A 22,095-nucleotide genomic window follows, 5' to 3' on the forward strand; every position below is an offset into this window, starting at 1 on the left:
AGATGGCGCCGAGCCTCGCCGGCGCGCCCGCCGACCCCCGGTAAGCCGCTCGCGAGCGAGTCGAACGTGTAGTAATCGACTGATTGCGGTATGTAACTGACCGGCTGAGTCCGCGGCTGGTCCCGCCCCCAGCCCAGGACAGTGGCCCGACGTCCCGCAGGGAGCTCGCGATGACGATCAATCCGTACGCAGGATCGCCTTTCAGCTACGTGGCCGAGCCCGCCGTGGCGCCGAACTCGATCGTCGAGCTGATGCCCGGAGTGCGCAACCTGTGCGACTACGTGGGGCTGAAGGCGGGCGAGCGGGTGCTGCTGATCATGGAGCACACCGTTGATCCCGTCGTCATCCAGGCCATCGCCGCGGCCGCGGCCTTCCAGGACGCCGACGTGCGCATCCTGTCCGTGGCGCCGTTCAGTCCTGGCGGGTGTGACAGGGAGGCGTCGCTCGACATCGAGACGGCCGCGTTCCGCGAGGCCGACGTCGTGATCACCGGCACCTGGTGGGGCGAGGTGCACACGGCGCCGCTGTTCTTCGACCAGATCAAGGCCCGTTCGTCCAGGTTCCTGTCGCTGCACATGACCGCCACGGCCGGCGCGCTGCTGACCGGGGGCCGGCTGCCCGCCGAGGTCTTCTACGCGTTGCTGCGCCGGACGCTGCGCCAGCTCTCCGCGGCCAAGTCCATCCGGGTGACCTCCGCGCGGGGTACGGACGTGACGTTCTCGGGGCCGGCCTTCGACCCCGACCCCGGTGCGATGCGGCCCGGCGACTGGCGGCCCTTCCCGTACGGCGGCGCGAACTTCTGGCCCACCGACACCGAGGGCGTGATCATGGTCGAGGACTGCACCGTCACCGGCGTGCCCGAGGAGTCCCTGCGCCTCACCCTCGAAGGAAACCTGGTGCGCAAGATCGAGGGCGGGGCCGCGGCCGAGCAGCTCCGGCGGTACGCGCCCGACGGCTTCTACATGCGGCACGGCCTGATCGGGCTGAACCCGAAGGTCCGGATCGCCGGCGGCACCCAGTTCGAGCGGGAGAAGCACGCCGGGGCGTTCTACTGCGGGATCGACGGCCTCACCGACGGCGTGCCGGTCAAGACGGGGCCCGGCTTCGCGCACTGCGACTGCCAGGTGGACCGGCCCACTGTCGTGGTGGACGGCGAGCTGTTCATCGAGCGGGGCCGCCTGCTGATCCTCGACGAGCCGGAGATCCGGGAGGTCGCCGCGCGGTACGGGCCTCCAGAGGTGATCCTGGACGACAACCCGGTCATGATCCTGCCCCGCCGCTACACCGGGACCCGTCCGGGCGGGGCGTAGGGCCCCGGGCGGTGTCAGACGAGGGCGGCGTACAGGGCCTTGATCAGGGAGCGGGCCCGGAAGTCGCCGCCTTCCAGCAGCTCGGAGCCGCGGTTCGGCACGTAGCCGAAGGCGAGGCCGCGCGCCGGGTCGGCGAAGGCGAAGGAGCCGGTGGCGCCGCTCTGGCCGAACAGCCCGGTGATGTGCTCCGGCGCGGCCCAGAACGGCCCGCCGGGCACGGCGAACCCGATGCCCCACGCGGTGCGGACCCGCAGGACCTGGTCGATCCCGTCGGCCTGGGGGCTGCGTACCCGATCGAGGAGGCCGGGGCCGAGCAGCCGGAGGCCGTCGACCTCGCCGATGAGCGCGGCGAAGTAGCGGGCCAGGGAGTGCGCGGAGGCGACCCCGTCCATGGACGGGCTCTCGACCTGGTACGTACGCGGATCGTTGGCCGTGTCCCAGCCGAGCGCCACGCTGCCGTACAGGGCGCGGAAGGACAGCGTGCCCGGGTCGTTCAGGGCTTTGACGAAATCGGCGAGTTCGGGCACCTCCATGCCCAGGCGTACCGCGTCCGCGTCGGGGACCACCACCGTGGCCAGGCGTGGCATCGCCGCGTCAGGCACGCGGACGTAGCAGTCGAGGCCGAGCGGGCCGGTGATCTCCCGTGCCAGGAACTCGCTCAGCGTCACCCCCGACACCCTGCGGACGATCTCGCCCGCGAGGTGGCCGATGCTCACCCCGTGATAGCCGTGCGCGGTGCCGGGCGGCCATTCGGGCACGGCCGCCGCCAGGGCCTCGGTGATCGGCGTCCAGTCGCGCAGGTCCTCCCAGGTGATCGGCCGCATGTGCAGGCTGGGCAGGCCGGCGCGGTGGCCCAGCAGCATGCGTACGGTGATCTCGCCCTTGCCGTGCTGGGCGAACTCCGGCCAGTAGCGTGCCACGGGGGCCTCCAGATCGACCTCGCCGCGCTCGGCGAGCAGGAGCAGCGCGCCCGACGCGAACGTCTTGCAGGTCGAGGCCAGCGGGGCGATGGTGTCGCGCCGCCAGGGCCGGCGGGTGGCGGCGTCCGCGTACCCGCCCCAGAGGTCCACGACGGGCTCGCCGTGCCGGTAGACGGTCAGCCCGGCGCCGACCTCCCCGCCTGCCTCGCCGTCCGGGGTGAAGTTCCGCTCGAACGCCTCCCGTACGGGCTCGAACCCGGCCGCGACCGTGCCCTCGATCATCGTGTCCGCCATGGGGTCACACTCCTTCCGCGTCGCCCAACCTTCCGGTCGGTAGGGCAGACCGTAGCCTACCGACCGGAAGGTTGGCAACCGACCGGTAGGTAGGGCTGCTAGAGTGCAGCACGAGCCAGAGCGGGAGGAGCCACCGTTGCCGAAGGACGAGCCGGGCGACACGCGTTCGTGCATCATCGAGACGGCGCGCGAGCTGTTCACGGCGCAGACCTACCGCGCCGCTTCCATGCGCGACATCGCCGAGCGCGTCGGCATCACCAAGCCCTCGCTGTACCACCATTTCCGCAGCAAGAGCGAGATCCTGACGAGCCTCGTGCGCCCGCCGATCGACGAGCTGGCGGCGGCGATCGAGGCGGCCGCCGAGCGCGCGACGCCGGAGGAGACCCGGCAGGGCGTGCTCGGCGGCTGTCTCGACGTCATGATCACCCACCGCGCGACCATGGCCCTGCTCCTGCGGGACGCCTCGGTCTACGGGGACGAGACGACCGAGATCATGTCCAGGGTGCTCGGCCTCACCGCGCGGGCCGTGGAGCTGCTCGCGGGTCCCGACCCCGACTGGCGCCGGCGCGTACGTGCCGCCCAGGCCTTCGCCGCCGTCACCGACCCGATCAGCCAGCTCCCCGACGTCCCGGCCGCCGACCTGCGGGCCGAGCTGCTACGCGGCGCGAGCGCGATCCTGGCCACGGAGCCCGCACCCCGCTGAGCTCGCTCACAGAAGGGTCAGCGGTGGGGGCCGCAGCTGCCCCTGATGATGAGCTCCGTGGGCAGGACCACGCTGCGCGGCTTCCTGCCGCCCGAGCGCAGCACGAGCTCGGCCGCCCGGTACCCCATGTCCCGCCCCGGCTGGGCGATCACCGTCAGCGGCGGCGAGCACAGCTCGGCCCACGGGACGTCGTCGTACATCACCAGCGACACGTCCTTGGGCACCCGCAGATCCAGCTCCCTGGCCGCCAGCACCGCCGCCTCGCCCAGGACGTTGCCCCCCGCCACCACCGCCGACAGGTCGGGGCGGCTCTGGAACAGGCCGGAGGCGGCCGCGTAGGCGGAGTCGCGGCTGCCGGTGCCGAACACGACCAGCTCCTCGTCCACGGGCGCGCCCACCGCCTCCCTGAAGGCCGCCACCCGCCGGTGCTGCCCCGGGCCGCCGAGGAAGGCGATGCGCTTGTGGCCCAGGCCCCGCAGGTAGCGGACGGCCGTACGGATGCCGGCCCGGTCGTCGGCCACCACGGCGGGCACGTCCAGCGGCCGGGGCCGGGTCTGGAACTGAGGCTGGGGCGGCGGCTGCGGAGCGGGGGAGAGGCCGTCCAGCAGCAGGAGGTCGGCGAGGGCGGTGCCGCCGGGATCGTCGGGCAGTGACTGGGCGGGGAGGCGGTCGGCGAAGATCACGGTCATGCCCGCGCGGAGGGCGGGGCTCCAGGTTTCCGCGTCTCCCGACGGGACGGCTATCAGCCGGTCTACGCTCTGTTCGAGCAGCATGCCGATCAGATCGGCCTCCTGCTCGGGGTCGCCTCCTGTGGAGCCGAGCACGACCGGTTCGCCGGCCGAGCGGGCGCAGGCCAGCACGCCCTCGGCGAGCTGGCCGTAGAAGGTGTCGGTCAGGTCGGGGACGAGCAGGCCCATGCCGCCCGTGCGGCGCTGGCGCAGGTTGCGGCCGAGGGCGCTGGGGCGGTAGTCGAGCTGGGCGGCGACGGCCAGGACCCGCTCTCTGGTGCTCGGACTGGCCGAGCCGCCGGACAGCACGCGGGACACGGTGGCGACGCCCACGCCGGCCGCCTCGGCCACATCCTTGATGGTCGCCCGCTTCTCCATGGAAACGATTCCATCATGGTTCCGCGGAAACAGGAAGAAGCCCGCGCACACAACGGCTGGTCACGCCGTAACCCTTGACACCGATGTCCGTTTCGGGTGAGATGCTTGAAAACGTATCCACGTGAGTGGGAACACGGTAACAACGTCCGGGCTACCGCCCTGGAGCGCGAAGGAATGTCATGGCATCCATCGTTCTGACGAACGTCGACAAAATCTACGCCGGTGGCGTAAAGGCCGTGAACGGGCTCAACCTTGAAATCAAGGATGGCGAGTTCATGGTGCTGGTCGGCCCATCCGGTTGCGGTAAGTCGACCGCGCTCCGGATGATCGCCGGCCTTGAGGACATCAGCGGCGGCGAGATCTCGATCGGCGACAAGGTGGTCAACCACCTCCCGCCCAAGGACCGCGACATCGCGATGGTCTTCCAGAACTACGCGCTCTATCCGCACATGACGGTCGAGGAGAACCTCGCCTTCGGCCTCAAGCTTCGCAAGATGCCCAAGCCGGAGATCCAGAAGCGCGTCAACGAGGCCGCCAAGATGCTCGGCCTGGACACCTACCTCAAGCGCAAGCCGGCCGCCCTGTCCGGTGGTCAGCGCCAGCGTGTCGCCATGGGCCGCGCCATCGTGCGTGAGCCGCAGGCCTTCCTCATGGACGAGCCGCTGTCCAACCTGGACGCCAAGCTCCGTGTCTCCATGCGCGCCTCGCTGAACACCCTGCACGAGCGCCTCGGCGTCACCACCGTGTACGTCACGCACGACCAGGTCGAGGCCATGACCCTCGGCGACCGCGTCTGCGTGCTGCGCGACGGCCTGCTCCAGCAGGTGGACACCCCGCAGAACCTGTTCGACAAGCCGGTCAACCTGTTCGTCGCCGGCTTCATGGGCTCGCCCTCGATGAACTTCGTCACCGCCGAGCTCGTCCGCGACGGCGGCGCCGCCGTCACGTTCGCCGACATCAAGCTGTCGATCCCCGACTCGACGTTCACCGATAAGCCGGGCCTCGACCAGTACATCGGCAAGAAGATCATCCTCGGCATCCGCCCGTCGGACTTCGAGGACGCCACCTCCGCCGGCACCCACGCCAACGGCTGGGCCACGCTGCCCGTCAAGGCGGAGGTCACCGAGGAGCTGGGCTCCGAGATCAACGTGCTGTTCCTGATCGACGCCCCGCCGGTCGAGCACAAGGACACCGTCGCCGCCGCCGACACGGGCGACGACGAGGAGGCGGCGCTGCCGCTCGTGGGCGACAAGTCCCTGTGGACCGCCCGCGTCAACGCCCGCAGCCACGCGCGTCCCGGCCAGAACATCGACCTGGTCCTCGACACGCACAACCTGCACTTCTTCGACCCGGACAGCGGCCTGGCGATCGGCCACGAGGCCAACCGCTAGAAACTCCGCTCCCCCTTGTTCCCGGCCGTGAGCTCGCTCACGGCCGCCTGGGCCCCCACCGCGACCCCCTCCCGCGGCGGGGGCCCGTTCCCTTCCCGGCACGAACGCGGTCAGCGCCCGATCGTGGCCGAGACGCGCGACTGCAGGCCGCGGGGCACCAGCCTGCCCACCGCGACGATCGCCTTGTAACGCAGGTCGGGCACCGAGACAGGCTTGCCCAGGGCCAGGTCGCGCATCGCCGCCCGCACCACGTTGTCGGCCTTGAGCCACAGGAACCCGGGAATCCCCGAGCTGTCCATCGAGGCCCGCTGGTGGAACTCGGTCCGCACGAAACCGGGGCACAGCGCCATGACCTTGATGCGCGGATTGCCCACCTTGGCGGCCGCCGCCTCGCTGAAGTTGACCACCCACGCCTTGGACGCGCTGTAGGTGTTGTGGGCGAAGAACGCGGCCACCGACGCCACGTTGACCACCGCGCCCCTGTCGCGCTCCCGCATCCCGGGCAGCGCCGCCAGCGTCAGCCTGAGCACGGCCTCGCAGTGCAGCTTGAGCATGCGCAGCTCCTGCTCGACCGGCACGTCGGGGAAGCTGCCGGGATGGCCGAACCCGGCATTGTTGACCAGCAGGTCCACGCCGTCGTGGAGCCTGGACTCGACCCTGGCCAGCCCTTCATCGGTCGTCAGGTCGGCGGGCAGCACCTCGACGTCCACGCCGTACCGGAGCTTGAGCTGGTCGGCGGTCTGGGCGAGCCTGAGCGCGTCGCGCGACACCAGGACGAGCGAGAACGCGTCGGCGGCCAGGCGGCGGGCGAAGGCGGCGCCGAGGCCGGAGGTCGCGCCCGTGATCAATGCGGTAGGCATGCCTGAACCCTAACGTTCATGGCAGGATGAGCGCTGTGCGCCTCGTCGCGGCCCTACCTTTACTCGTGCTCCTTCTCGGGTGCTCGGCACCCGCCACCCCGGAGATGAGCACGCCCGGCACGGCCACGCCTGCCGCGCCTGCCACACCGGCCAAGACGGCCAAGACGGCCGAGCGCGGCGAGCTGCGCTTCAAGGAGATCGGGACATTCGACCAGCCGGTGGCGTTCGCCGTGCGCAAGGGCGACGACCGGCTCTACATCGCCGAGCAGCCCGGCAAACTGCGCACCTCGGGCGGCGACACGGTGATCGACCTGTCCGGCGAGGTGAGCCGCGGCAACGAGCAGGGCCTGCTCGGCGTCGCGTTCCACCCCTCAGGCCGCTGGGTCTACCTCGACTGGACCGACGCGCGCGGCCGTACCCACGTCACCGAGTGGGCCTACGACGGCGCCAAGGCCACGGCCAGGCGCGACGTGCTCACCCAGGACCAGCCCTACGCCAACCACAACGGCGGCCAGCTCGCCTTCGGCCCCGACGGGCACCTCTACATCGCCTTCGGCGACGGCGGCAGCGCGGGCGACCCGGAGGGCAACGGCCAGGACCTGGGCACGCTGCTCGGCAAGATCCTGCGCATCGACCCGCGCGGCAAGCCGTACAAGGTCCCGGAGGACAACCCGTTCGTCGGCAAGCAGGGCGCGCGGACCGAGATCTGGGCGTACGGCCTGCGCAACCCCTGGCGCTTCACCTTCGACCGCGGCACCGGCGACCTGTGGATCGGCGACGTCGGGCAGAACGCGTGGGAAGAGGTCGACTACCAGCCCGCCGGCTCGGAGGGCGGCGAGAACTACGGCTGGAGCCTGCGCGAGGGCGAACGCCCCTTCCGCGGCGGGAAGGGACGCGAGCTGGTCGATCCGGTGATCGCCTATCCGCTCAAGGAAGGCGGCAACTGCTCGATGATCGCCGGATACGTCTACCGGGGCGAGAAGATCCCGTGGTTGCAGGGACAGTTCATGTACGGCGACTTCTGCGCCGGGTGGATCAAGGCCGCCCCCGTCGACGAGCTGGAGAAGGCGGCCGAGGTCGGCCGGGTCGATCAGCTCTCGTCGTTCGGCGAGGGCCGGGACGGCGAGCTGTACGCGCTCAGCCTGCAGGGTCCGCTCTATCGGATCGAGCCTGCCTGACCCGCTCGATCAGCTCCTCGACCTGGTCGTTCAGCCGGGCGCCCCGGAGCCAGCCGGCGTAGTGGGTGAGGAAGACGACCACCTCGCGCAGCTCGATCTCGGACAGGTCGCCGCTGCGCAGCGCGGTGTCGAGCTGGATGTCCGTCATCTCGTCGAGCCCTTGGCCCACGAGCAGCCCGAGCAGGAGCAGCCGGCGCTCCTTGACCGACAGGACGGTTCTCGACCAGACGTCGGAGAACTGTCGTTCGGCCGTCATACCGAAGGAGTCGACGGTCTCCATGGCGGGTTCTGTCATCGCGCGCTCCGGGGTGTCGGAAGGGATCCTCATATCTTTCGCTACTTCCTGAGTTGAACCAATGGGGGTTGCATGAACGTTGTACGGGTCACAACGCCCCCATGACCTGGCCTCTGGGGGCTTGTCTTTTTTGATCTGTAACAAGTAAGGCCAAGGTATGGCCAAGATTTGGTCAAGATTTCTCACTGCGCGGTGGGCTCATTCCAGCTGAAAGCGGGCACAACAACTCCGTTGGTCCGTAAAGCGGAGGTCAGCCCTGGTGAAAAAGACACGGGCTTTGATCGCGCTCATGGTCGCGATCTTCATGCTGTCGGCGTGCGGGCAGTCGGAGTTCACCTACGTACGTGACAAGCAAGGCACCACCTACTTCAAGGTGCCTGCCACGTTCACGCAGCTCAACGCGTACCCCATCGAGCTGTACCTGTCAGGAGACCACCCGAACTCGCAGTCGGCGATGCTGCGGGCCCAGCGGGTGTGGTCCACGGCCTTCGATCAGGCGGCCGAGCCCTCGGTCAACCATCTTCTCGGCTCCCAGGAACCGTTCGTCTACGCCACCGTGCACCAGCTCACGGAAGAGCAGCGGGACACGATCTCCCTCAACCGGTTGCGCGACTTCGTCCTGCCGGTGACAGAACAGATGCGCGAGCTCTACGCGCAACAGGCGACGGCGACAGGCCAGCCGGCGATGTTCAACCGCTTCGAGCCCATCAGCGATGACGTCCTGGTCCTCGACGACGGCGCCAGAGGCGTGCACGTCCGCTTCAACTACCAGATCGGCAATGACGTCCAGACGTTCGACCACACCGCGATCCTCGACGAGAAGGGCGGCACGGTCTCCGTCATGCTCATCGGCTGCCAGTCGATCTGTTTCCTGAAGCGGGCCGGCGAGTTCGACAAGATCGCGAGTTCTTTCAAGCTGCTCCGGCTGCCCGGATGAGGGAGCACCAGTGACCACGACCAATCATCACGAAGGGCTGCGCGCCCCCGGCAGCGGGCCCACTGATCCGGACGCCGTGACCAGGAAGAAGATGCAGTTCTGGGACCGGAGCAAATTCCTCATCGTCCTGGTGCTGGCCTATCTCATCCTGACGTGGAAGGTGATGGCCGACTTCGAGGGCATCATCTCCTTCCCCGAGGCCGCGCGGGAGATCGCGCAGTCCTACCAGTGGATCTTCTGGCTGCTCGGCGCGGAGGTCGCCAGGCAGCTGCACTTCCTCGTCAGCGAGCACTGGTCGGCCTACCACCGCTTCTGGAGCCAGCGGGTCTTCGGCGGCTTCGAGCGGTGGACCCACCGGCGCTTCGACGACTGGACGAGGTATCGCCTCTCGCGGGCGCTCAAGATCGCCTTCTTCGTCACCGTCATCGCCCTGGTGCTGGGCGCGGTCCTGGACGTCAGCCCGTTCCTGGCCCTGCTGCGGGCGCCCGCGCTGATCTGGCAGGCGATGCCGTTCCTGATCCAGATCGTCTTCCTGTTCTTCGTGGTCATCATCCAGTTCGTCGGCCTGTTCTGGTTCCTGTCCAGGGGCGGCGTGGAGACGTACTTTCCCGACGACATCAAGACCCGCTTCCGCGACGTGTGGGGGCAGGACCACGTGGTCGAGCGCGTCCAGGAGAACATCGTCTTCCTGGAGCGGCCCGACGAGATCGAGAAGCGCGGCGGGTACGTCCCCAGCGGACTGCTGCTGTGGGGCCCGCCGGGCACCGGCAAGACCCTCATGGCCGAGGCCGTCGCGGGCGAGACCGGCAAGCCGTACGTGTTCGTCGATCCGGGCGCGTTCACCAACATGTTCATGGGCATCGGCATCCTGAAGGTGAAGTCGCTGTTCAGGAAGCTGCGCAAGCTCGCACTCCGGTACGGCGGCGTGATCGTCTTCTTCGACGAGGCCGACTCGCTCGGCAAGCGCGGCCGGCTGGCCCAGCAGGGTCCTCCCGGCCAGGGCGGCGGGTTCTCCGGCATGAACGGCCACCACGGCTGCCACGGCGTGAACTACCTGTCCGAGGAGACCCGCCAGGTGCTGGCCTTCAGGGCCGGACGCCAGGCCGAGGAGGAGCCGGGCCGGCGCAACCGCTTCTTCATGGGCGGCGGCGGCATGAACGGCAGCGGCGACCCCGGCACGCTCCAGGCGCTGCTCACCGAGCTGTCCGGGCTCAAGAAGCCCCGAGGGTTCTTCAACCGCCTGGTCAGGCGGCTGCTCGGGATGCGGCCGAAGCCCCCGCCCAAATACCGCATCCTCGTCATGATGGCCACGAACCGGCCCGACGCGCTCGACGAGGCGCTGCTGCGGCCCGGCCGCATCGACCGGATCTACAAGGTCGGCTACCCGTCCAAGGCCGGGCGGGTGCGCACGTACCAGGGCTATTTCGACAAGGTGGCGCACGAGCTCACCCCCGAGCAGATCGACAAGCTGGCCACGATCACCCCGTACGCGACCGGCGCGACGATCAAGGACCTGGTCAACGAGTCGCTGATCACCGCCATCAGGGACGGGCGCGAGATCATCACCTGGTCGGACGTGCTGCGGGCCAAGCGGCTCAAGCAGCTCGGCCCGCCCGAGGACGTCGAGTACATCGAGCGTGAGCGGCACGCCGTGGCCGTGCACGAGGCCTGTCACGCCGTCGTGGCCTACGTGACCCGCTTCCACCTCGAGATCGACATCGCCACCATCGAGAAGGGCGCCGACTACCTGGGCATGGTCGCCTCGATCAAGCCCGAGGACCAGTTCACCCGGTGGAAGTCCGAGCACGAGGCCGACATCATGGTCTCGCTGGCCTCACTGGCGGGCGAGCGGATGTTCTTCGGCGAGGACAACTCCTCCGGGGTCTCCGGCGACCTCTACTCGGCCACGTATCTCACCGCGATGATGGAGTCGTACTGGGGCATGGGCTCCGGCGTCACCTCGCTGCCCGCGCTCCAGGAACTGGAGATCATGGGCGGCAAGGCCATGCGCAAGCGCGTTCCCGGCACGGGCGGCATCGGCATCACCGAGAGGGAGCCGGCCAGGAACCAGACCGACATGACGCCCGACGTGCTCGGCGAGCGGATCGAGTTCAACCTGGTGCGGCTGCTGGAGAAGACCGAGGCGCTGCTGCAGGAGCACCGCAGGGAGGTGCTCTGCCTGGCGCACGCGCTGGAGACGCACAAGACGCTCAACGGCGACGACGTGGTGGCCATCATCCGCGGCCGGACCGGGCCGCTCATCGACGGCACCATCTACGCCTCCGACGACCTCTACCAGGACCTGGAGGAGTATCACCGGGACGCGGCCAGGGCGCACAAGGAGCACAGCCACATCGAGCGCGACCTTCCCGGACGGGTGGAGGACGAGGTCGAGCTGCAGCCGGCCGCCTTCGGCGCCCCCGCGGGCACCGCGGTCCAGATCTTGGCCCCCGGCCAGGTCGCGCCGCTGGTCCCGCCGCCTGCCGCGTCGGGGTCGATCGTGCCGGTCGCGGAGGTGCTGCCGGCCGAGTCGCCCGATCGGCCGGAGTTCGTGCCGTGGGCGCCCGCGTCGCCCGCGCCTGAACCCGTGAGCAGAAGCGGACCGATGGGCGGGCACGCCGCGCCGTTGCCGGTGGCCGTCCCCGCGCCGCAGCCGGCCGGTGGGCCGCGTAAGGGCGTGGCCCGGTTCTGGCTGGTCATCGCCAGCCTGCTCGGGCTCGTGGCGCTGTCCATCATCGCCGCGCTCGCGGTGACCGGCACGATGTCGGCCGGCACCAACGCGGCCGCCTCGCCGGTGGCCTCGCCGGGGCTGCTGCTCCTGCTGTTCGTCGTGGTCGTCGCGGTGATCGTGGGCGCCGGGCTGGCGTTCGTCGCGATCAAGGGGGTACGCGCCGCGCAGGCCAAGGCGGAGCGCGAACGGGACCAGGCCCACGCCAGGGCCCAGCTCCTGGCCGCGGCGATGGACCCGGACACGGCCATGCGGCTGCTCGGCTACGACGGCAACGGGACGGACGGGCGTAACGGAATGTGAGGCCCTGACGACGACCTCGCCCCGGCGAGGTCGTCCGCGGGGCTCAGAGCTCGTCGTGCTCCTCGTGCGCCCTGCGCAGCAGGGTCATGAGCCGGTCCTCTTCGTGGATGCGCCTGCGGTACTTCTCCGGCAGCTTCCTGATCTGGGCCTCCTCGGCGAGGAGCTTGCCGAAGAGCTCCTCGCGCAGCGCGGGGTCGTGCTCGACGTCCAGATACTCCTGGGCGTGCCGGCGCGCGGCCGACACCGTGTTCTGGGCGCGGCCCTTGGGGCTGGCCAGCGAGGCCACCACGGTGACGAGCAGCACGCCGATGATCACTGACAGGGACAGGCCGGTGGTGATCTCGACGACCGGCACCGGCTCCCCGTCGTTGATGAACGGCACGTTGTTCTCGTGCAGCGCGTGCAGGATCAGCTTGACGCCGATGAAGGCCAGGATGATCGCCAGGCCGTAGGTGAGGTAGATCAGCCGGTCCAGCAGCCCGTCGATGAGGAAGTAGAGCTGCCGCAGGCCCAGCAGGGAGAACGCGGTGGCGGTGAAGACGATGTAGACGTTCTGGGTCAGGCCGAAGATGGCCGGGATGGAGTCCAGGGCGAACAGGATGTCGGTCCCGCCGATGGCGATCATGACCAGCAGCATGGGCGTCATGACCCGCTTGCCGTCCTGGACGGTGAACAGCTTGTCGCCGTCGTAGGTGTCGGAGGTGTGCAGCAGCCTGCGGGCGGCGCGGACCATGAGATTGTCGGGGGAGTGGCCCTCCTCGCCCTCCGACTTGAGCAGGTTGCCGGCCGTGAGCAGCAGGATGAGGCCGAAGAGGTAGAACACCCAGGCGAAGGCGTTGATCAGGGCCGCGCCGAGCAGGATGAACCCGCTCCTGGCGATCAGCGAGAACACGATGCCGAACAGCAGCGCCTTCTGCTGGTCCGCCCTCGGCACCTTGAAGCTCGACATGAGCACCAGGAACACGAACAGGTTGTCGACCGACAGCGCCTTCTCCGTCACGTAGCCGGCGAAATACTCGGCCCCGGCGTCGGCGCCGCCGAAGAGCCACACCCCGGCGCCGAACAGCAGGGCGATGCCCACGTAGAGCGCCGACCAGATCGCCGCCTCGCGGAGCGTGGGGACGTGCGACTTGCGTACGTGGAAGAAGAAGTCGAACAGCAGCAACCCGACGATCCCCAGGATCGTCAGCCACCACACGACGGTGGACACGTCCACTGAAGGCTCCAGATCTCGGCCGTCGTGGGGGTGGCGACTGGGCGGGAACTCCTATCTCCGCAGGTGGTACCCGGTGCGGCGACGCCCAAGCCCGCCGCGCTCCCCGGACCGGGGGAGCCCGTGCGACCCCTGTGACGCGCCCTGGATAGCCTCGCTGTGCACGATCCGCGCCCGCAGGGAAGGACCTCAGGACACCGTGTCTCAGCACCGCGTCATCGTCATCGGCAGTGGAATCGCCGGCGCGAGCACCGCCTTCGCCCTGGCCCGCCGCGGGGCGGCCGTCACGGTCGTCGACGCCGCCGATGCGGGGCAGGCGACGGACGCCAGCGCGGGCATCGTCTCGCCCTGGGCCTCGGCGATCGAGGGACCCTGCTACGAGCTGTACGCGGCGGGGGCGGCGTACTATCCGCGGGTCGTCGAGCTGCTCGCGGCGGCGGGCGCCCGGCGTACCGACTATCGCCGTACGGGAGCCCTGCTGGTCAGCGACGATCCGGCCAGGCTGGCCGAGGCGCAGGCCCGGGTGGAGGCGCGCGCCCGCACGGCGGGGGGCGCCGTCGGGGAGGTGCGGCGGATCGGCGACGACGAGGTGCGGGCGCTGTTCCCGCCGCTCGCGCCCGGCCTGGAAGGCGTGTACATCACCGGGGGCGGCCGGGTGGACGGGCGCACGCTGCGCGACGCGCTCCTCGCGGGCGCGGCGCACCACGGGGCGGTCCGGGTTCAGGGCCGCGCCCGGCTGCGCCCGCGCCCGCACGGCGCGCCCCACGTGGAGGTCACGGCTTCGGGGGAGGTACTGGTGGCCGACGACGTCGTGGTGGCCGCCGGCGCCTGGACGAACGAGCTGCTCGAACCCGTCGCCGCCCGCGTGCCCGTCGAGCCGCAGCGCGGCCAGATCACCCATCTCCGGCTCGACGGCGTGGACACCAGTGCCTGGCCGTCGGTGCATCCGCTGTCGCACCACTACCTGGTGGCGTTCGACGACTCCAGGGTGGCCGTCGGCGCGACCCGCGAGACGGGTAGCGGGTTCGACGCGCGGGTGACGGCCAAGGGGCAGTGGCAGGTGCTGTCGGACGCGCTCAGGATCGCGCCGGGGCTGGCCGAGGCGACGCTCATCGAGACCAGAGCGGGGCTCCGGCCGCTGGCGGAGACCGGTTCGCCCGTCGTGGGCGCATTGCCGGGCGTGGGCGGGCTGCACGTGGTGACGGGGTTCGGCGCGGCGGGGCTGACGATGGGGCCGCTGACCGGCGACGCCCTGGCGCGGTCGATCCTGGAGGCCGCGGTCCCGGCCGAGATCGCCGCGTTCGCCCCCTGAAAGGGCAACCCCGGGCGGTCCGGCCACGTCTTACCGGTTATGCATCGACTCGCCGTGCTCGCCGCCGTGTCCGCGCTGCTCACCGGGTGCCAGTCCGAGCCCTCGTGCAGGCTCCTCCACGTCGTCGTCGGCGTGGGGGTGAGCATCGAGGCGCCGCTCGCGGCCAGAACGGAGACCGTCTCGATACAGGTGTGCTGGGACGGCGCCTGCCGGCCGGCCGACGTCACGCTGAGCCCATCCACCCGGATGGAGAGCTCGACCTGCTCGGGCGACACCTGCTCGGCGAGGGGGGTGCGAACCGGGGACAAGCACGGGGTCGGCGAGGTCGAAGGGCTTCCCAAGCGGCCGGTGGAGGTCCGGCTGAAGCTGCTCGGCGCCGCCGCGGACCCGGTGCTGGAACGCACGGTCACGGTGACGCCCAAGGGCAGCTTCCCCAACGGCCCCGACTGCGGCGAAGGCGGCCCTAGCACCGCCCTCACCGTGAGCCGCGACGGCGTCGTGCGGGAACGGTGACCCCGGGGGTGCTCACGCGCCGCGATTAACACGCCGTTCACATTCGGGCAAAGACCGGGAAACGGCCGTCCGTAAGACTCGGCGTGGCTGAGAAAAACCCCGAAAGGACCGCCGTGAGCTACAAGGCTGAGTACATCTGGATCGACGGCACCGAGCCCACGGCTCTGCTCCGCTCGAAGACGAAGATCCTGGCCGATGGAGCCGAGCCTCCGGTCTGGGGCTTCGACGGCTCCAGCACCAACCAGGCACAGGGCCACTCGTCGGACCGCGTGCTCCGCCCGGTCCTCACGTGTCCCGACCCGATCCGCGGCGGCGCCAACGTGCTCGTCCTGTGTGAGGTCGAGGAGATCAACGGCGACCCGCACTCGAGCAACAGCCGCGCCCTGCTGCGCCCGATCGCCGAGCAGTTCGCCGCGCAGGAGTCCTGGTTCGGCATCGAGCAGGAGTACACCTTCTTCAAGGGCAGCCGCCCGCTCGGCTTCCCCGAGGGCGGCTTCCCCGCCCCGCAGGGCCCGTACTACTGCGGTGTCGGCGCCGACGCCATCTTTGGCCGCGAGATCGTCGAGCTGCACCTCGACCGCTGCCTCGCCGCCGGTCTGGCGATCTCCGGCATCAACGCCGAGGTCATGCCCGGCCAGTGGGAGTTCCAGATCGGCCCGGCGAGCCCCCTTGAGGTCGGCGACCACATGTGGCTCGCCCGCTGGCTGCTCTACCGGACGGCCGAGGAGTTCGGCGTGGAGGCCACCCTCGACGCCAAGCCCGCCCGCGGCGACTGGAACGGCGCCGGCGCGCACACCAACTTCTCCACCCGCGCCATGCGCGAGGGCTACGACGCCATCATCACCGCCTGCGAGGCGCTCGGTGAGGGCGACAAGCCGATGGAGCACATCACCCAGTACGGCCAGGGCATCGAGAGCCGCCTCACCGGCGCGCACGAGACCGCCCCGTGGAACAAGTACAGCTACGGCGTGTCCGACCGCGGCGCATCCGTGCGCATCCCGTGGCAGGTCGAGGTGGAGAAGAAGGGCTACATCGAGGACCGTCGCCCCAACGCCAACGTCGACCCGTACGTGGTCGCCCGCCTGATGGTGAACACCTGCTGCTCGGCCCTGGAGAAGGCCGGCCAGGTCTGACGCTAACGAAATGACGCGGGCTCCTCCTGGCGAGGGGCCCGCGTTTTTTCGCTCAGAGACGGAAGGTCAGGTCGGGCTCGATCTCCGCGACGTCCATCTGCGCCTTCTGCAGGCGGCCGGAGTGGTCCCAGTTCATCGCCTGCCAGCGGGTGAACTGGTCGAGCACCCACATGCCGGACTGGCGGCTGCCGTTGCCCGACTTGCCGTTGCCGCCGAACGGCAGGTGGGCCTCGGCGCCGGAGGTGGAGTTGTTCACGCTGACCATGCCGGCCGAGACGCCCTCGCGGAAGCGGAAGGCGTTCGTCGGGGCGGTGGTGTAGATGGAGCTCGACAGGCCGTAGCCGGGCAGGTTGGCCAGCTCGATCGCCTCGTCGAGGGTGCTGAACGTGGTCACGCCCACGATCGGGCCGAACGTCTCCTCCAGGAACAGCCGGTCGGCGGCGCGGACGCCGTCCACGACGACCGGGTGGTAGTAGAGGCCCGCGCCGCCGTCGAAGTCGCCGCGCGGGTTGTCCTGGGTGATCCTCCCGGTGCCTCCTGACACGACCTTGTGGTGGGGCTGGATCCAGGTCAGGTATTCCTCGTACCGGTCGGCGAACTTCTGGTCGAGCAACGGCCCCGCCAGCACGTCCTCCGCCGGGTCGCCGACCCTGGCCTCACGCACCGCCCGCGCGAACCGCTCGACGAACTCGTCGTGGACGCTCTCGTGCACGATGACCGTGCCCAGGCTGGTGCAGCGCTGCCCGGCCGTGCCGAAGCCGGCGAACAACGCGCCCTCGACGGCCAGGTCGAGCTCGGCGTCCGGCATGACCACCATCGGGTTCTTGCCGCCGAGCTCCAGGCAGGCGGACTGCAGGTGCCGCCCGGTCAGCTCGCCGATCTTCCTGCCCACCTCGCTGGAGCCGGTGAACCCCACCTTCTGCACGCTGCCCGCCTCCAGGGCCAGCTCCAGGCCGCGGAAGGTCTGCGCGCCGTCGGCGAACACGATGTTCAGGACGCCGTCGGGCAGGCCGGAGGCGGCGAAGAGCCGGTACATGGCGTGCGCGGAGGCGGCGGCGTACTCGGCGGGCTTCCAGACGACCGCGTTCCCGCAGAGCAGGGCCGGCACGAGGTACCACGAGGGGACGGCGACGGGGAAGTTCCCCGCCGTGACGACCGCGGCCACGCCGACCGGGTTGCGGTAGGTGAACAGGTCTTTGTCCGGCATCTCGGACGGCACCGTCTGCCCGTACAGCCTGCGCCCTTCGCCCAGGAAGAAGTCGCACGTGTCGACGATCTCGCGGACCTCGCCGAGCGCCTCGGCGTACGGCTTGCCGATCTCGTCGGTCACCAGCCTGGCCAGCCGCTCGGCGTTGGCCTCGACCAGCCGCCCGATGGAGGCGATCACCCGGCCGCGCACGGGGGCCGGCACCTTGGCCCACTCGCGCTGGGCCTCCTTGGCGGTGCGGCAGGCGGCGGCGAACGTATCGGCGTCGGCCAGGCCGACCCGGGCCACGACCTCGCCCGTTCGTGCGGGATTGGTCGATGTGTACGTGTCCGCGGCAGGGGCGTCCTTGCCGCCCACCACTGAAACGATCTGTCGGCTCACCGGTGCCCTCCTCGTAGTTCCTCCGGACAGACAATCATCCCGCCGGAAAAAACCCAAGGAGCCCTGTTGTCAGCCGGCCAGCACCGCGGAGATCACATGCCGTGCGTTGGCCGCGATGGCCGGGTTGGTGCCGAGGTAGTAGGGGAGCTGGATGAGGGCCATGGACAGCGCCTTGCCCCGGCCTCGGGCCCAGGTCGCGTCGTCGGGGTTCAGCCCGGCGCGGAACTCCTCGCGGGCGCGGGGCGGCAGCAGGTTCCAGGCGATGATCAGGTCGCAGGCCGGGTCGCCGACGCCCGTGGTGGCGAAGTCGATCACGCCGGTGAGCCGGCCGTCCGCGACGAGCAGGTTGCCGGGCATCAGGTCGGCGTGCACCCAGACGGGCGGGCCCGCCCACTCGGGCGCGCGCAGCGCCGCGTCCCACGCGGCGGTGGCGGCGTCGGTGTCGATCAGCCCTTTCAGCTCGGCGATCGCCGCCCGCGTCGCCGTGTCCTGCTCGGCCAAAGACCCTCCACGGTACGCGGGCGGCCCGCCGGGGAGCTCGATCCGCCGGAACGCCCCGACGAACCCCGCCAGATCCATGGCCAGCGCCCCCGCCGTCTGCGCATCGGCGGCGAGCCGGCCGGCGTCGGGATTGCCGCCGTCGAGCCAGCGGCAGACGGACCACGGCCAGGGGAAGCCCTCGGCCGGGACGCCCTTGCCGAGCACGGCGGGGATGGCGACGGGGAGCAGCGGGGCGAGCCGCGGCAGCCAGCGCTGCTCCTTCTCCACGTCCTCGCTGCCCCACTCGACGAGCGGGAGCCGTACGGACAGGTGGTCGCCGAGCCGGTAGATGGCGTGCACCGTCCCCGGCGAGTCGAACGGCTCGACGGGCAGGTCCGCCCACTGCGGGAACTGACCGGCCAGCAACCGGCGCACGAGCGCGACGTCGGTGCCGACTTCGTCGGCGTGCATTCTGCCCATGAGAGGCCATTTCAGCGGCGCCGCGCGCGGGCGTCAACTCGTTTTGGGGTGAAAACGGGTTGCCGGATGGGCCGCCACCTGCGCAGACTGTCGCGGACGGAGATCAGAGGAGACGTGTCTTGCCCGACGACAGAGCGCTCCGGGAGGTCCGCGTCGGCGTCTATGCCACCAGGGAGCAGGCCGAGGACCTCCAGGAGCGCATCCAGCGGCTGCTGTGCCCGGACCCCGGGCATCCCTCGCCCTGCCCGATCCCGTGGACGACCATGCTGACGGACGAGACGGGCAGCCCGCGTTACACCGATCTCGTGGACCAGTACCTCCTGGAGGACCTGCTGGCCCGCATCCGCCGCGGCGAGCTGCCTCCCGGCCGGGCGATCCCGTCCCAGGAACGTCTCATGCGCGACTACGGCGTCAGCCGCGCCCGCGTGCGCAGAGCCGTGGCGGCGCTGCGGCAGTCGGGCCTCGTGGAGTCCGTGCCCGGGCGCGGGACCTGCGTCAAGCCTCGGAAGATGAGCTCGGCGACGTGACGCCCGCCGTTCTCGTGCCGGGGGATCACCACGAACGTGCCGGCGGCGGCGAGTCCGGCGCGCTGCCGGCGATGTCGTGCCTGGTCATGGTGGCCAGCTTGGCGGCCAGGTCGGCCAGGGCACGCGAGGCGGCCAGTTCGTCGCCGATCTCCGCCACCGCCGGGTCGGCGGGATTACGGCGGGCCCGGCCCGTTCCCGTCGCCTGGCCGCCGCCGTCGGTCGTCAGCGTCGCCCGCGCCGAGGTTTCGTCGCCGTCCTCATCGAGATCGATCCGCACGATCCATTCTTTGGCCTCCATGACCACACGGCTGCCCCGCCCGAGGCCGCTAAACCCGCACCCGCACTCGGCTCCGGGGGCGCGGGTCCGCGTCGTCGCGGGCTCAGGCGGAGAAGTCGGCGAAGTCGAAGCCGGGTGACACGACGCAGCTCACCAGCACGGGCTCGGCGGCGGCCGGGCGGGCCGACTGCCACACCCCGCCGGGCACGATCGCCTGCGGCACCTGCCCGTCCTCCACCTGCGGGCCCAGCGTGACCGTCGTGTCCCCGATCGTCAGGCTCAGGGGCCCGCCGCGGTGCCACAGCCAGACCTCCTCCGACCTGACCACGTGCGGGACCGACTCCTCGCCCGGCTGCAGCAGGAAGTAGATGCCGGTGGCGCTCGCCCGCGTCCCCGGATAGCCGTCCGGCTGGAAGGTGACCGCCGAGCGCCAGGTCTCGCGGAACCAGCCGCCCTCGGGGTGGGGGAGCAGGTCCAGCGCCGCGGCGATGGGCGGGCGGTCCACGAACGCGACCGGCGCTCCCGTGACATCCCTGCGCAGGAAGCGGGTCCCGTCGAGGACGAGCTGGCCGTCGAGCGGGCTGGCCAGGGCCGCGGCCTCGTCGGTGACCTGGACGGACGGGCCGTGGGGGTAGATCCGTAGCTCCATCCCGGAGAGTTTATGCCGATGTTTCAAGGACAAGGTGGGGCGGTCTGAGGGCGCGCCCGCCCCGCTGCCGCAGTCGCTCACCCTCGATCTGGGTGAGGTCCGGCAGGTCGGCGAGGTCGGGTACCAGTCGCCGGCAACCTGAACGGCACGATCCTCGGCCACAAGGTGTACGTGAGCGCCGACGGCCGTCACGCAGGTCGCGGCCGGCACGTGAGCGGGCGACGCGCGGCTGCAGACGACCGCTTTCGCCGGGGCCGAGGCGCGTCACGTGCGGCTCGAAGGCGCCCGGGCGCTCGGCGGCTCCTACCTGTCCGCGGCCGAGGTCACGGCGGGGTGGTTTCGTGGCCCTCCCGGCTTTCGGGAGGGCCGTGAACGGATCATCCGGACTGGCGGCGAAATGTCGGTCGGGCTGGCTAGTCTGCGGCAGGTGATCGAACGGTGGAGCCGTGATCAGGTGCTCGCTCTCGCCCCCGACGCACCTTCCCAGAAGGCGGCGCAGGGGATCGCGGCGCCCGGGAAATGGTCGTTGCGCGGCACGACAGGCACGGTCTTGTACGGCGAGTGCAAGGGCAGCGGGGCCAGACCCTATCTGGCCTGCGTCGACCTGACCGAGCCCGCTTACCGGTGCAGCTGCCCGAGCCGCAAGTTCCCGTGCAAGCACGCGCTCGGGCTGCTGCTCATGTGGTCGGCGGACGGGGTGCCGGTGCAGGAGGCGGCGCCGCAGTGGGTGACGGAGTGGCTGGAGTCGCGGGCCGAGCGCGCCGCCAAGTCGGCGGCCAAGATCGAGGCCGCCCGCGCCAAGGCCGCCGCCCAGGCCGACTCGGGCGTCGAGGGCGGTGAGGGCGGCGCTGCGGGCTCGGGTGACTCGGAAGGCGCTGCGGGATCGGATACTGCGGGTGGTGCGGCCCCAGGCTCGGGCGGGTCGGGGTCATCCGGAACCGGGGCCGGGGCCGGGGGTGCGGCCTCGGGGCGGGCGCGTGAGGCGGGCGCGGGCGGTGAGTCCGTACGTCATGCGCGCGTCGCCGCCGGGCTGGCCGAGCTGGAGCGCTGGCTGGCCGACCAGGTGCGCCAAGGGCTGGCCGGAGCGGCGCCGCACGAGTGGGACGGGCTGGCCAAGCGCCTCATCGACGCGCAGGCCCCCGGAGCGGCGGGAGTCGTGTCCCGGCTGTCCCAGGTCAGGTCGGAGGACGACTGGCCGGGCCGGCTCCTGGAGGAATACGCGCTGGTCAACCTGCTCGCCGTCGCCTACAGACGCCGGGCCGCCCTGCCCGGCCCGCTGGCCGAGACGGTGCTGATCAGGGCCGGGTTCCCCGTCACCAGGGAAGAGGTGCTGGCCGGGCCGGCGGTGCGCGACCGGTGGGACGTGCTCGGGCGGCGCGACGAGGAGCAGGACCGGCTGACGGCCCGCCGCGTCTGGCTGCGCGGACGCGGCACCGGGCGGCCCGCGCTGGTGCTCTCGTTCGCCCCGCAGGGCCAGCCGCTGGACGCATCCCTGGTCACGGGCGTCACGATCGACGCCGATCTCACCTTCTACCCGGGCGCGGCCCCCTTGCGCGCCTTGGTCGCGGCCCGCCACGGGACGGCCGTGCCCGTGGCTGAAGGCGGCGCGGCGGTCTCTGCCGTGCCGCCGGGCATGTCGCCGGAGGAGGCGCTGGACGAGGTGGCCAGGGCGCTCGGCGAGGATCCGTGGACCGAGTCGTGGCCGGTCGTGCTGGCCGGGGTGGTGCCTGCACGGGCGTCGATCGGCGGTCTGCCGCTGCATCCCCGGGCTCGCGACCCCTGGCGGCTGATCGCGGTCTCCGGCGGGCATCCGCTGACGGTGGCCGCCGAATGGACCCCGAGGGGCCTGCGACCCCTGACGACCTGGGACGACGAGGGAACGGCGGTGATCCTGTGAC

20 protein-coding genes are annotated in these 22,095 nt (G+C 70.9%); 11 read left to right on the plus strand and 9 right to left on the minus strand.

The features are described 5' to 3' along the window. The first annotated feature begins 170 nt into the window (after window positions 1-170). On the plus strand, window positions 171-1,310 hold the full coding sequence (locus tag ABEA43_RS09700) for a 2,5-dihydroxypyridine 5,6-dioxygenase NicX family protein (protein WP_345560393.1): 1,140 nt from the start codon (window positions 171-173) through the stop codon (window positions 1,308-1,310). Window positions 1,311-1,324: 14 nt separating this feature from the next. Here the strand turns inward: ABEA43_RS09700 and ABEA43_RS09705 are convergent, their stop codons facing one another. Then, window positions 1,325-2,524 (minus strand): serine hydrolase domain-containing protein, encoded by a 1,200-nt coding sequence (locus tag ABEA43_RS09705; RefSeq protein WP_345560395.1) that lies wholly within the window; start codon window positions 2,522-2,524, stop codon window positions 1,325-1,327. Between the two features lie 136 nt (window positions 2,525-2,660). Between ABEA43_RS09705 and ABEA43_RS09710 the strand changes: the two genes are divergently transcribed. Beyond that, complete coding sequence (locus tag ABEA43_RS09710) at window positions 2,661-3,227, plus strand: TetR/AcrR family transcriptional regulator (RefSeq protein ID WP_345560397.1); 567 nt, start codon at window positions 2,661-2,663, stop codon at window positions 3,225-3,227. 17 nt (window positions 3,228-3,244) lie between these two features. Here the strand turns inward: ABEA43_RS09710 and ABEA43_RS09715 are convergent, their stop codons facing one another. Then, window positions 3,245-4,333, minus strand: coding sequence for a LacI family DNA-binding transcriptional regulator (locus ABEA43_RS09715; RefSeq protein WP_345560399.1), 1,089 nt, complete (start codon window positions 4,331-4,333; stop codon window positions 3,245-3,247). Window positions 4,334-4,512: 179 nt separating this feature from the next. Here ABEA43_RS09715 and ABEA43_RS09720 point away from each other — a divergent pair, with 179 nt between their 5' ends. Next, window positions 4,513-5,724 carry an ABC transporter ATP-binding protein gene (locus ABEA43_RS09720; RefSeq protein WP_345560400.1) on the plus strand — a complete coding sequence of 404 codons (1,212 nt, stop codon included), beginning with the start codon at window positions 4,513-4,515 and terminating at the stop codon, window positions 5,722-5,724. A gap of 110 nt (window positions 5,725-5,834) precedes the next feature. On the opposite strand, the gene ABEA43_RS09725 is transcribed toward ABEA43_RS09720, so the two are convergent. Further along, window positions 5,835-6,584, minus strand: coding sequence for an SDR family NAD(P)-dependent oxidoreductase (locus ABEA43_RS09725; RefSeq protein ID WP_345560401.1), 750 nt, complete (start codon window positions 6,582-6,584; stop codon window positions 5,835-5,837). A gap of 26 nt (window positions 6,585-6,610) precedes the next feature. Between ABEA43_RS09725 and ABEA43_RS09730 the strand changes: the two genes are divergently transcribed. Then, on the plus strand, window positions 6,611-7,762 hold the full coding sequence (locus ABEA43_RS09730) for a PQQ-dependent sugar dehydrogenase (RefSeq protein ID WP_345560403.1): 1,152 nt from the start codon (window positions 6,611-6,613) through the stop codon (window positions 7,760-7,762). On the opposite strand, the gene ABEA43_RS09735 is transcribed toward ABEA43_RS09730, so the two are convergent. After that, window positions 7,722-8,057 (minus strand): carboxymuconolactone decarboxylase family protein, encoded by a 336-nt coding sequence (locus tag ABEA43_RS09735; RefSeq protein WP_345560405.1) that lies wholly within the window; start codon window positions 8,055-8,057, stop codon window positions 7,722-7,724. The two genes, ABEA43_RS09730 and ABEA43_RS09735, sit on opposite strands and share 41 nt — an antisense overlap. Before the next feature lie 259 nt (window positions 8,058-8,316). On the opposite strand from ABEA43_RS09735, the gene ABEA43_RS09740 reads away from it, so the two are divergent. After that, complete coding sequence (locus ABEA43_RS09740; RefSeq protein WP_345560407.1) at window positions 8,317-8,994, plus strand: LptM family lipoprotein; 678 nt, start codon at window positions 8,317-8,319, stop codon at window positions 8,992-8,994. A gap of 10 nt (window positions 8,995-9,004) precedes the next feature. Continuing rightward, a complete protein-coding gene (locus ABEA43_RS09745) occupies window positions 9,005-12,025 on the plus strand; it encodes an AAA family ATPase (protein ID WP_345560408.1) in 3,021 nt (1,006 codons plus the stop codon). Between the two features lie 43 nt (window positions 12,026-12,068). Here the strand turns inward: ABEA43_RS09745 and ABEA43_RS09750 are convergent, their stop codons facing one another. Beyond that, window positions 12,069-13,241 (minus strand): TerC family protein, encoded by a 1,173-nt coding sequence (locus ABEA43_RS09750; protein WP_345560410.1) that lies wholly within the window; start codon window positions 13,239-13,241, stop codon window positions 12,069-12,071. Between the two features lie 196 nt (window positions 13,242-13,437). On the opposite strand from ABEA43_RS09750, the gene ABEA43_RS09755 reads away from it, so the two are divergent. The 3 genes from ABEA43_RS09755 to glnII all read left to right on the plus strand — a co-directional run bounded on the left by ABEA43_RS09755 (window position 13,438) and on the right by glnII (window position 16,196). Beyond that, window positions 13,438-14,550, plus strand: coding sequence for an NAD(P)/FAD-dependent oxidoreductase (locus ABEA43_RS09755; protein WP_345560412.1), 1,113 nt, complete (start codon window positions 13,438-13,440; stop codon window positions 14,548-14,550). Window positions 14,551-14,589: 39 nt separating this feature from the next. Further along, window positions 14,590-15,063, plus strand: coding sequence for a putative periplasmic lipoprotein (locus tag ABEA43_RS09760; protein WP_345560414.1), 474 nt, complete (start codon window positions 14,590-14,592; stop codon window positions 15,061-15,063). 113 nt (window positions 15,064-15,176) lie between these two features. After that, window positions 15,177-16,196: a glutamine synthetase gene (gene glnII / locus ABEA43_RS09765; protein WP_345560416.1), complete on the plus strand. Its 1,020-nt coding sequence runs from the start codon at window positions 15,177-15,179 to the stop codon at window positions 16,194-16,196. Between the two features lie 52 nt (window positions 16,197-16,248). Here the strand turns inward: glnII and ABEA43_RS09770 are convergent, their stop codons facing one another. Together ABEA43_RS09770 and ABEA43_RS09775 are read right to left on the minus strand one after the other, a co-directional pair. Next, window positions 16,249-17,784: an aldehyde dehydrogenase family protein gene (locus ABEA43_RS09770; protein ID WP_345560418.1), complete on the minus strand. Its 1,536-nt coding sequence runs from the start codon at window positions 17,782-17,784 to the stop codon at window positions 16,249-16,251. A gap of 69 nt (window positions 17,785-17,853) precedes the next feature. Beyond that, on the minus strand, window positions 17,854-18,735 hold the full coding sequence (locus tag ABEA43_RS09775) for an aminoglycoside phosphotransferase family protein (protein ID WP_345560420.1): 882 nt from the start codon (window positions 18,733-18,735) through the stop codon (window positions 17,854-17,856). A gap of 128 nt (window positions 18,736-18,863) precedes the next feature. Here ABEA43_RS09775 and ABEA43_RS09780 point away from each other — a divergent pair, with 128 nt between their 5' ends. Further along, complete coding sequence (locus tag ABEA43_RS09780; protein ID WP_345560422.1) at window positions 18,864-19,271, plus strand: GntR family transcriptional regulator; 408 nt, start codon at window positions 18,864-18,866, stop codon at window positions 19,269-19,271. Window positions 19,272-19,296: 25 nt separating this feature from the next. On the opposite strand, the gene ABEA43_RS09785 is transcribed toward ABEA43_RS09780, so the two are convergent. Both ABEA43_RS09785 and ABEA43_RS09790 read right to left on the minus strand, forming a co-directional pair. After that, window positions 19,297-19,548 (minus strand): dsRBD fold-containing protein, encoded by a 252-nt coding sequence (locus tag ABEA43_RS09785; RefSeq protein ID WP_345560424.1) that lies wholly within the window; start codon window positions 19,546-19,548, stop codon window positions 19,297-19,299. A 103-nt stretch (window positions 19,549-19,651) separates the two neighbouring features. Beyond that, window positions 19,652-20,197 (minus strand): cupin domain-containing protein, encoded by a 546-nt coding sequence (locus ABEA43_RS09790; RefSeq protein ID WP_345560426.1) that lies wholly within the window; start codon window positions 20,195-20,197, stop codon window positions 19,652-19,654. A gap of 427 nt (window positions 20,198-20,624) precedes the next feature. Between ABEA43_RS09790 and ABEA43_RS09795 the strand changes: the two genes are divergently transcribed. Then, window positions 20,625-22,094, plus strand: a complete 1,470-nt coding sequence (locus tag ABEA43_RS09795; protein WP_345560428.1) for an SWIM zinc finger family protein — start codon at window positions 20,625-20,627, stop codon at window positions 22,092-22,094. The last annotated feature ends 1 nt before the right edge of the window (window position 22,095 follow it).

Origin of the sequence: Nonomuraea rosea, from assembly GCF_039539705.1 — a bacterium.
Lineage (GTDB): Bacteria > Actinomycetota > Actinomycetes > Streptosporangiales > Streptosporangiaceae > Nonomuraea > Nonomuraea rosea.

Coding starts and splice junctions, on each gene's coding strand:
- ABEA43_RS09700 (WP_345560393.1), top strand. CDS start 171: ATGACGATCAATCCGTACGCAGGATCGCCTTTCAGCTACGTGGCCGAG.
- ABEA43_RS09705 (WP_345560395.1), bottom strand. CDS start 2,524: ATGGCGGACACGATGATCGAGGGCACGGTCGCGGCCGGGTTCGAGCCC.
- ABEA43_RS09715 (WP_345560399.1), bottom strand. CDS start 4,333: ATGGAGAAGCGGGCGACCATCAAGGATGTGGCCGAGGCGGCCGGCGTG.
- ABEA43_RS09720 (WP_345560400.1), top strand. CDS start 4,513: ATGGCATCCATCGTTCTGACGAACGTCGACAAAATCTACGCCGGTGGC.
- ABEA43_RS09725 (WP_345560401.1), bottom strand. CDS start 6,584: ATGCCTACCGCATTGATCACGGGCGCGACCTCCGGCCTCGGCGCCGCC.
- ABEA43_RS09730 (WP_345560403.1), top strand. CDS start 6,611: ATGAGCGCTGTGCGCCTCGTCGCGGCCCTACCTTTACTCGTGCTCCTT.
- ABEA43_RS09735 (WP_345560405.1), bottom strand. CDS start 8,057: ATGACAGAACCCGCCATGGAGACCGTCGACTCCTTCGGTATGACGGCC.
- ABEA43_RS09760 (WP_345560414.1), top strand. CDS start 14,590: ATGCATCGACTCGCCGTGCTCGCCGCCGTGTCCGCGCTGCTCACCGGG.
- ABEA43_RS09775 (WP_345560420.1), bottom strand. CDS start 18,735: ATGCACGCCGACGAAGTCGGCACCGACGTCGCGCTCGTGCGCCGGTTG.
- ABEA43_RS09790 (WP_345560426.1), bottom strand. CDS start 20,197: ATGGAGCTACGGATCTACCCCCACGGCCCGTCCGTCCAGGTCACCGAC.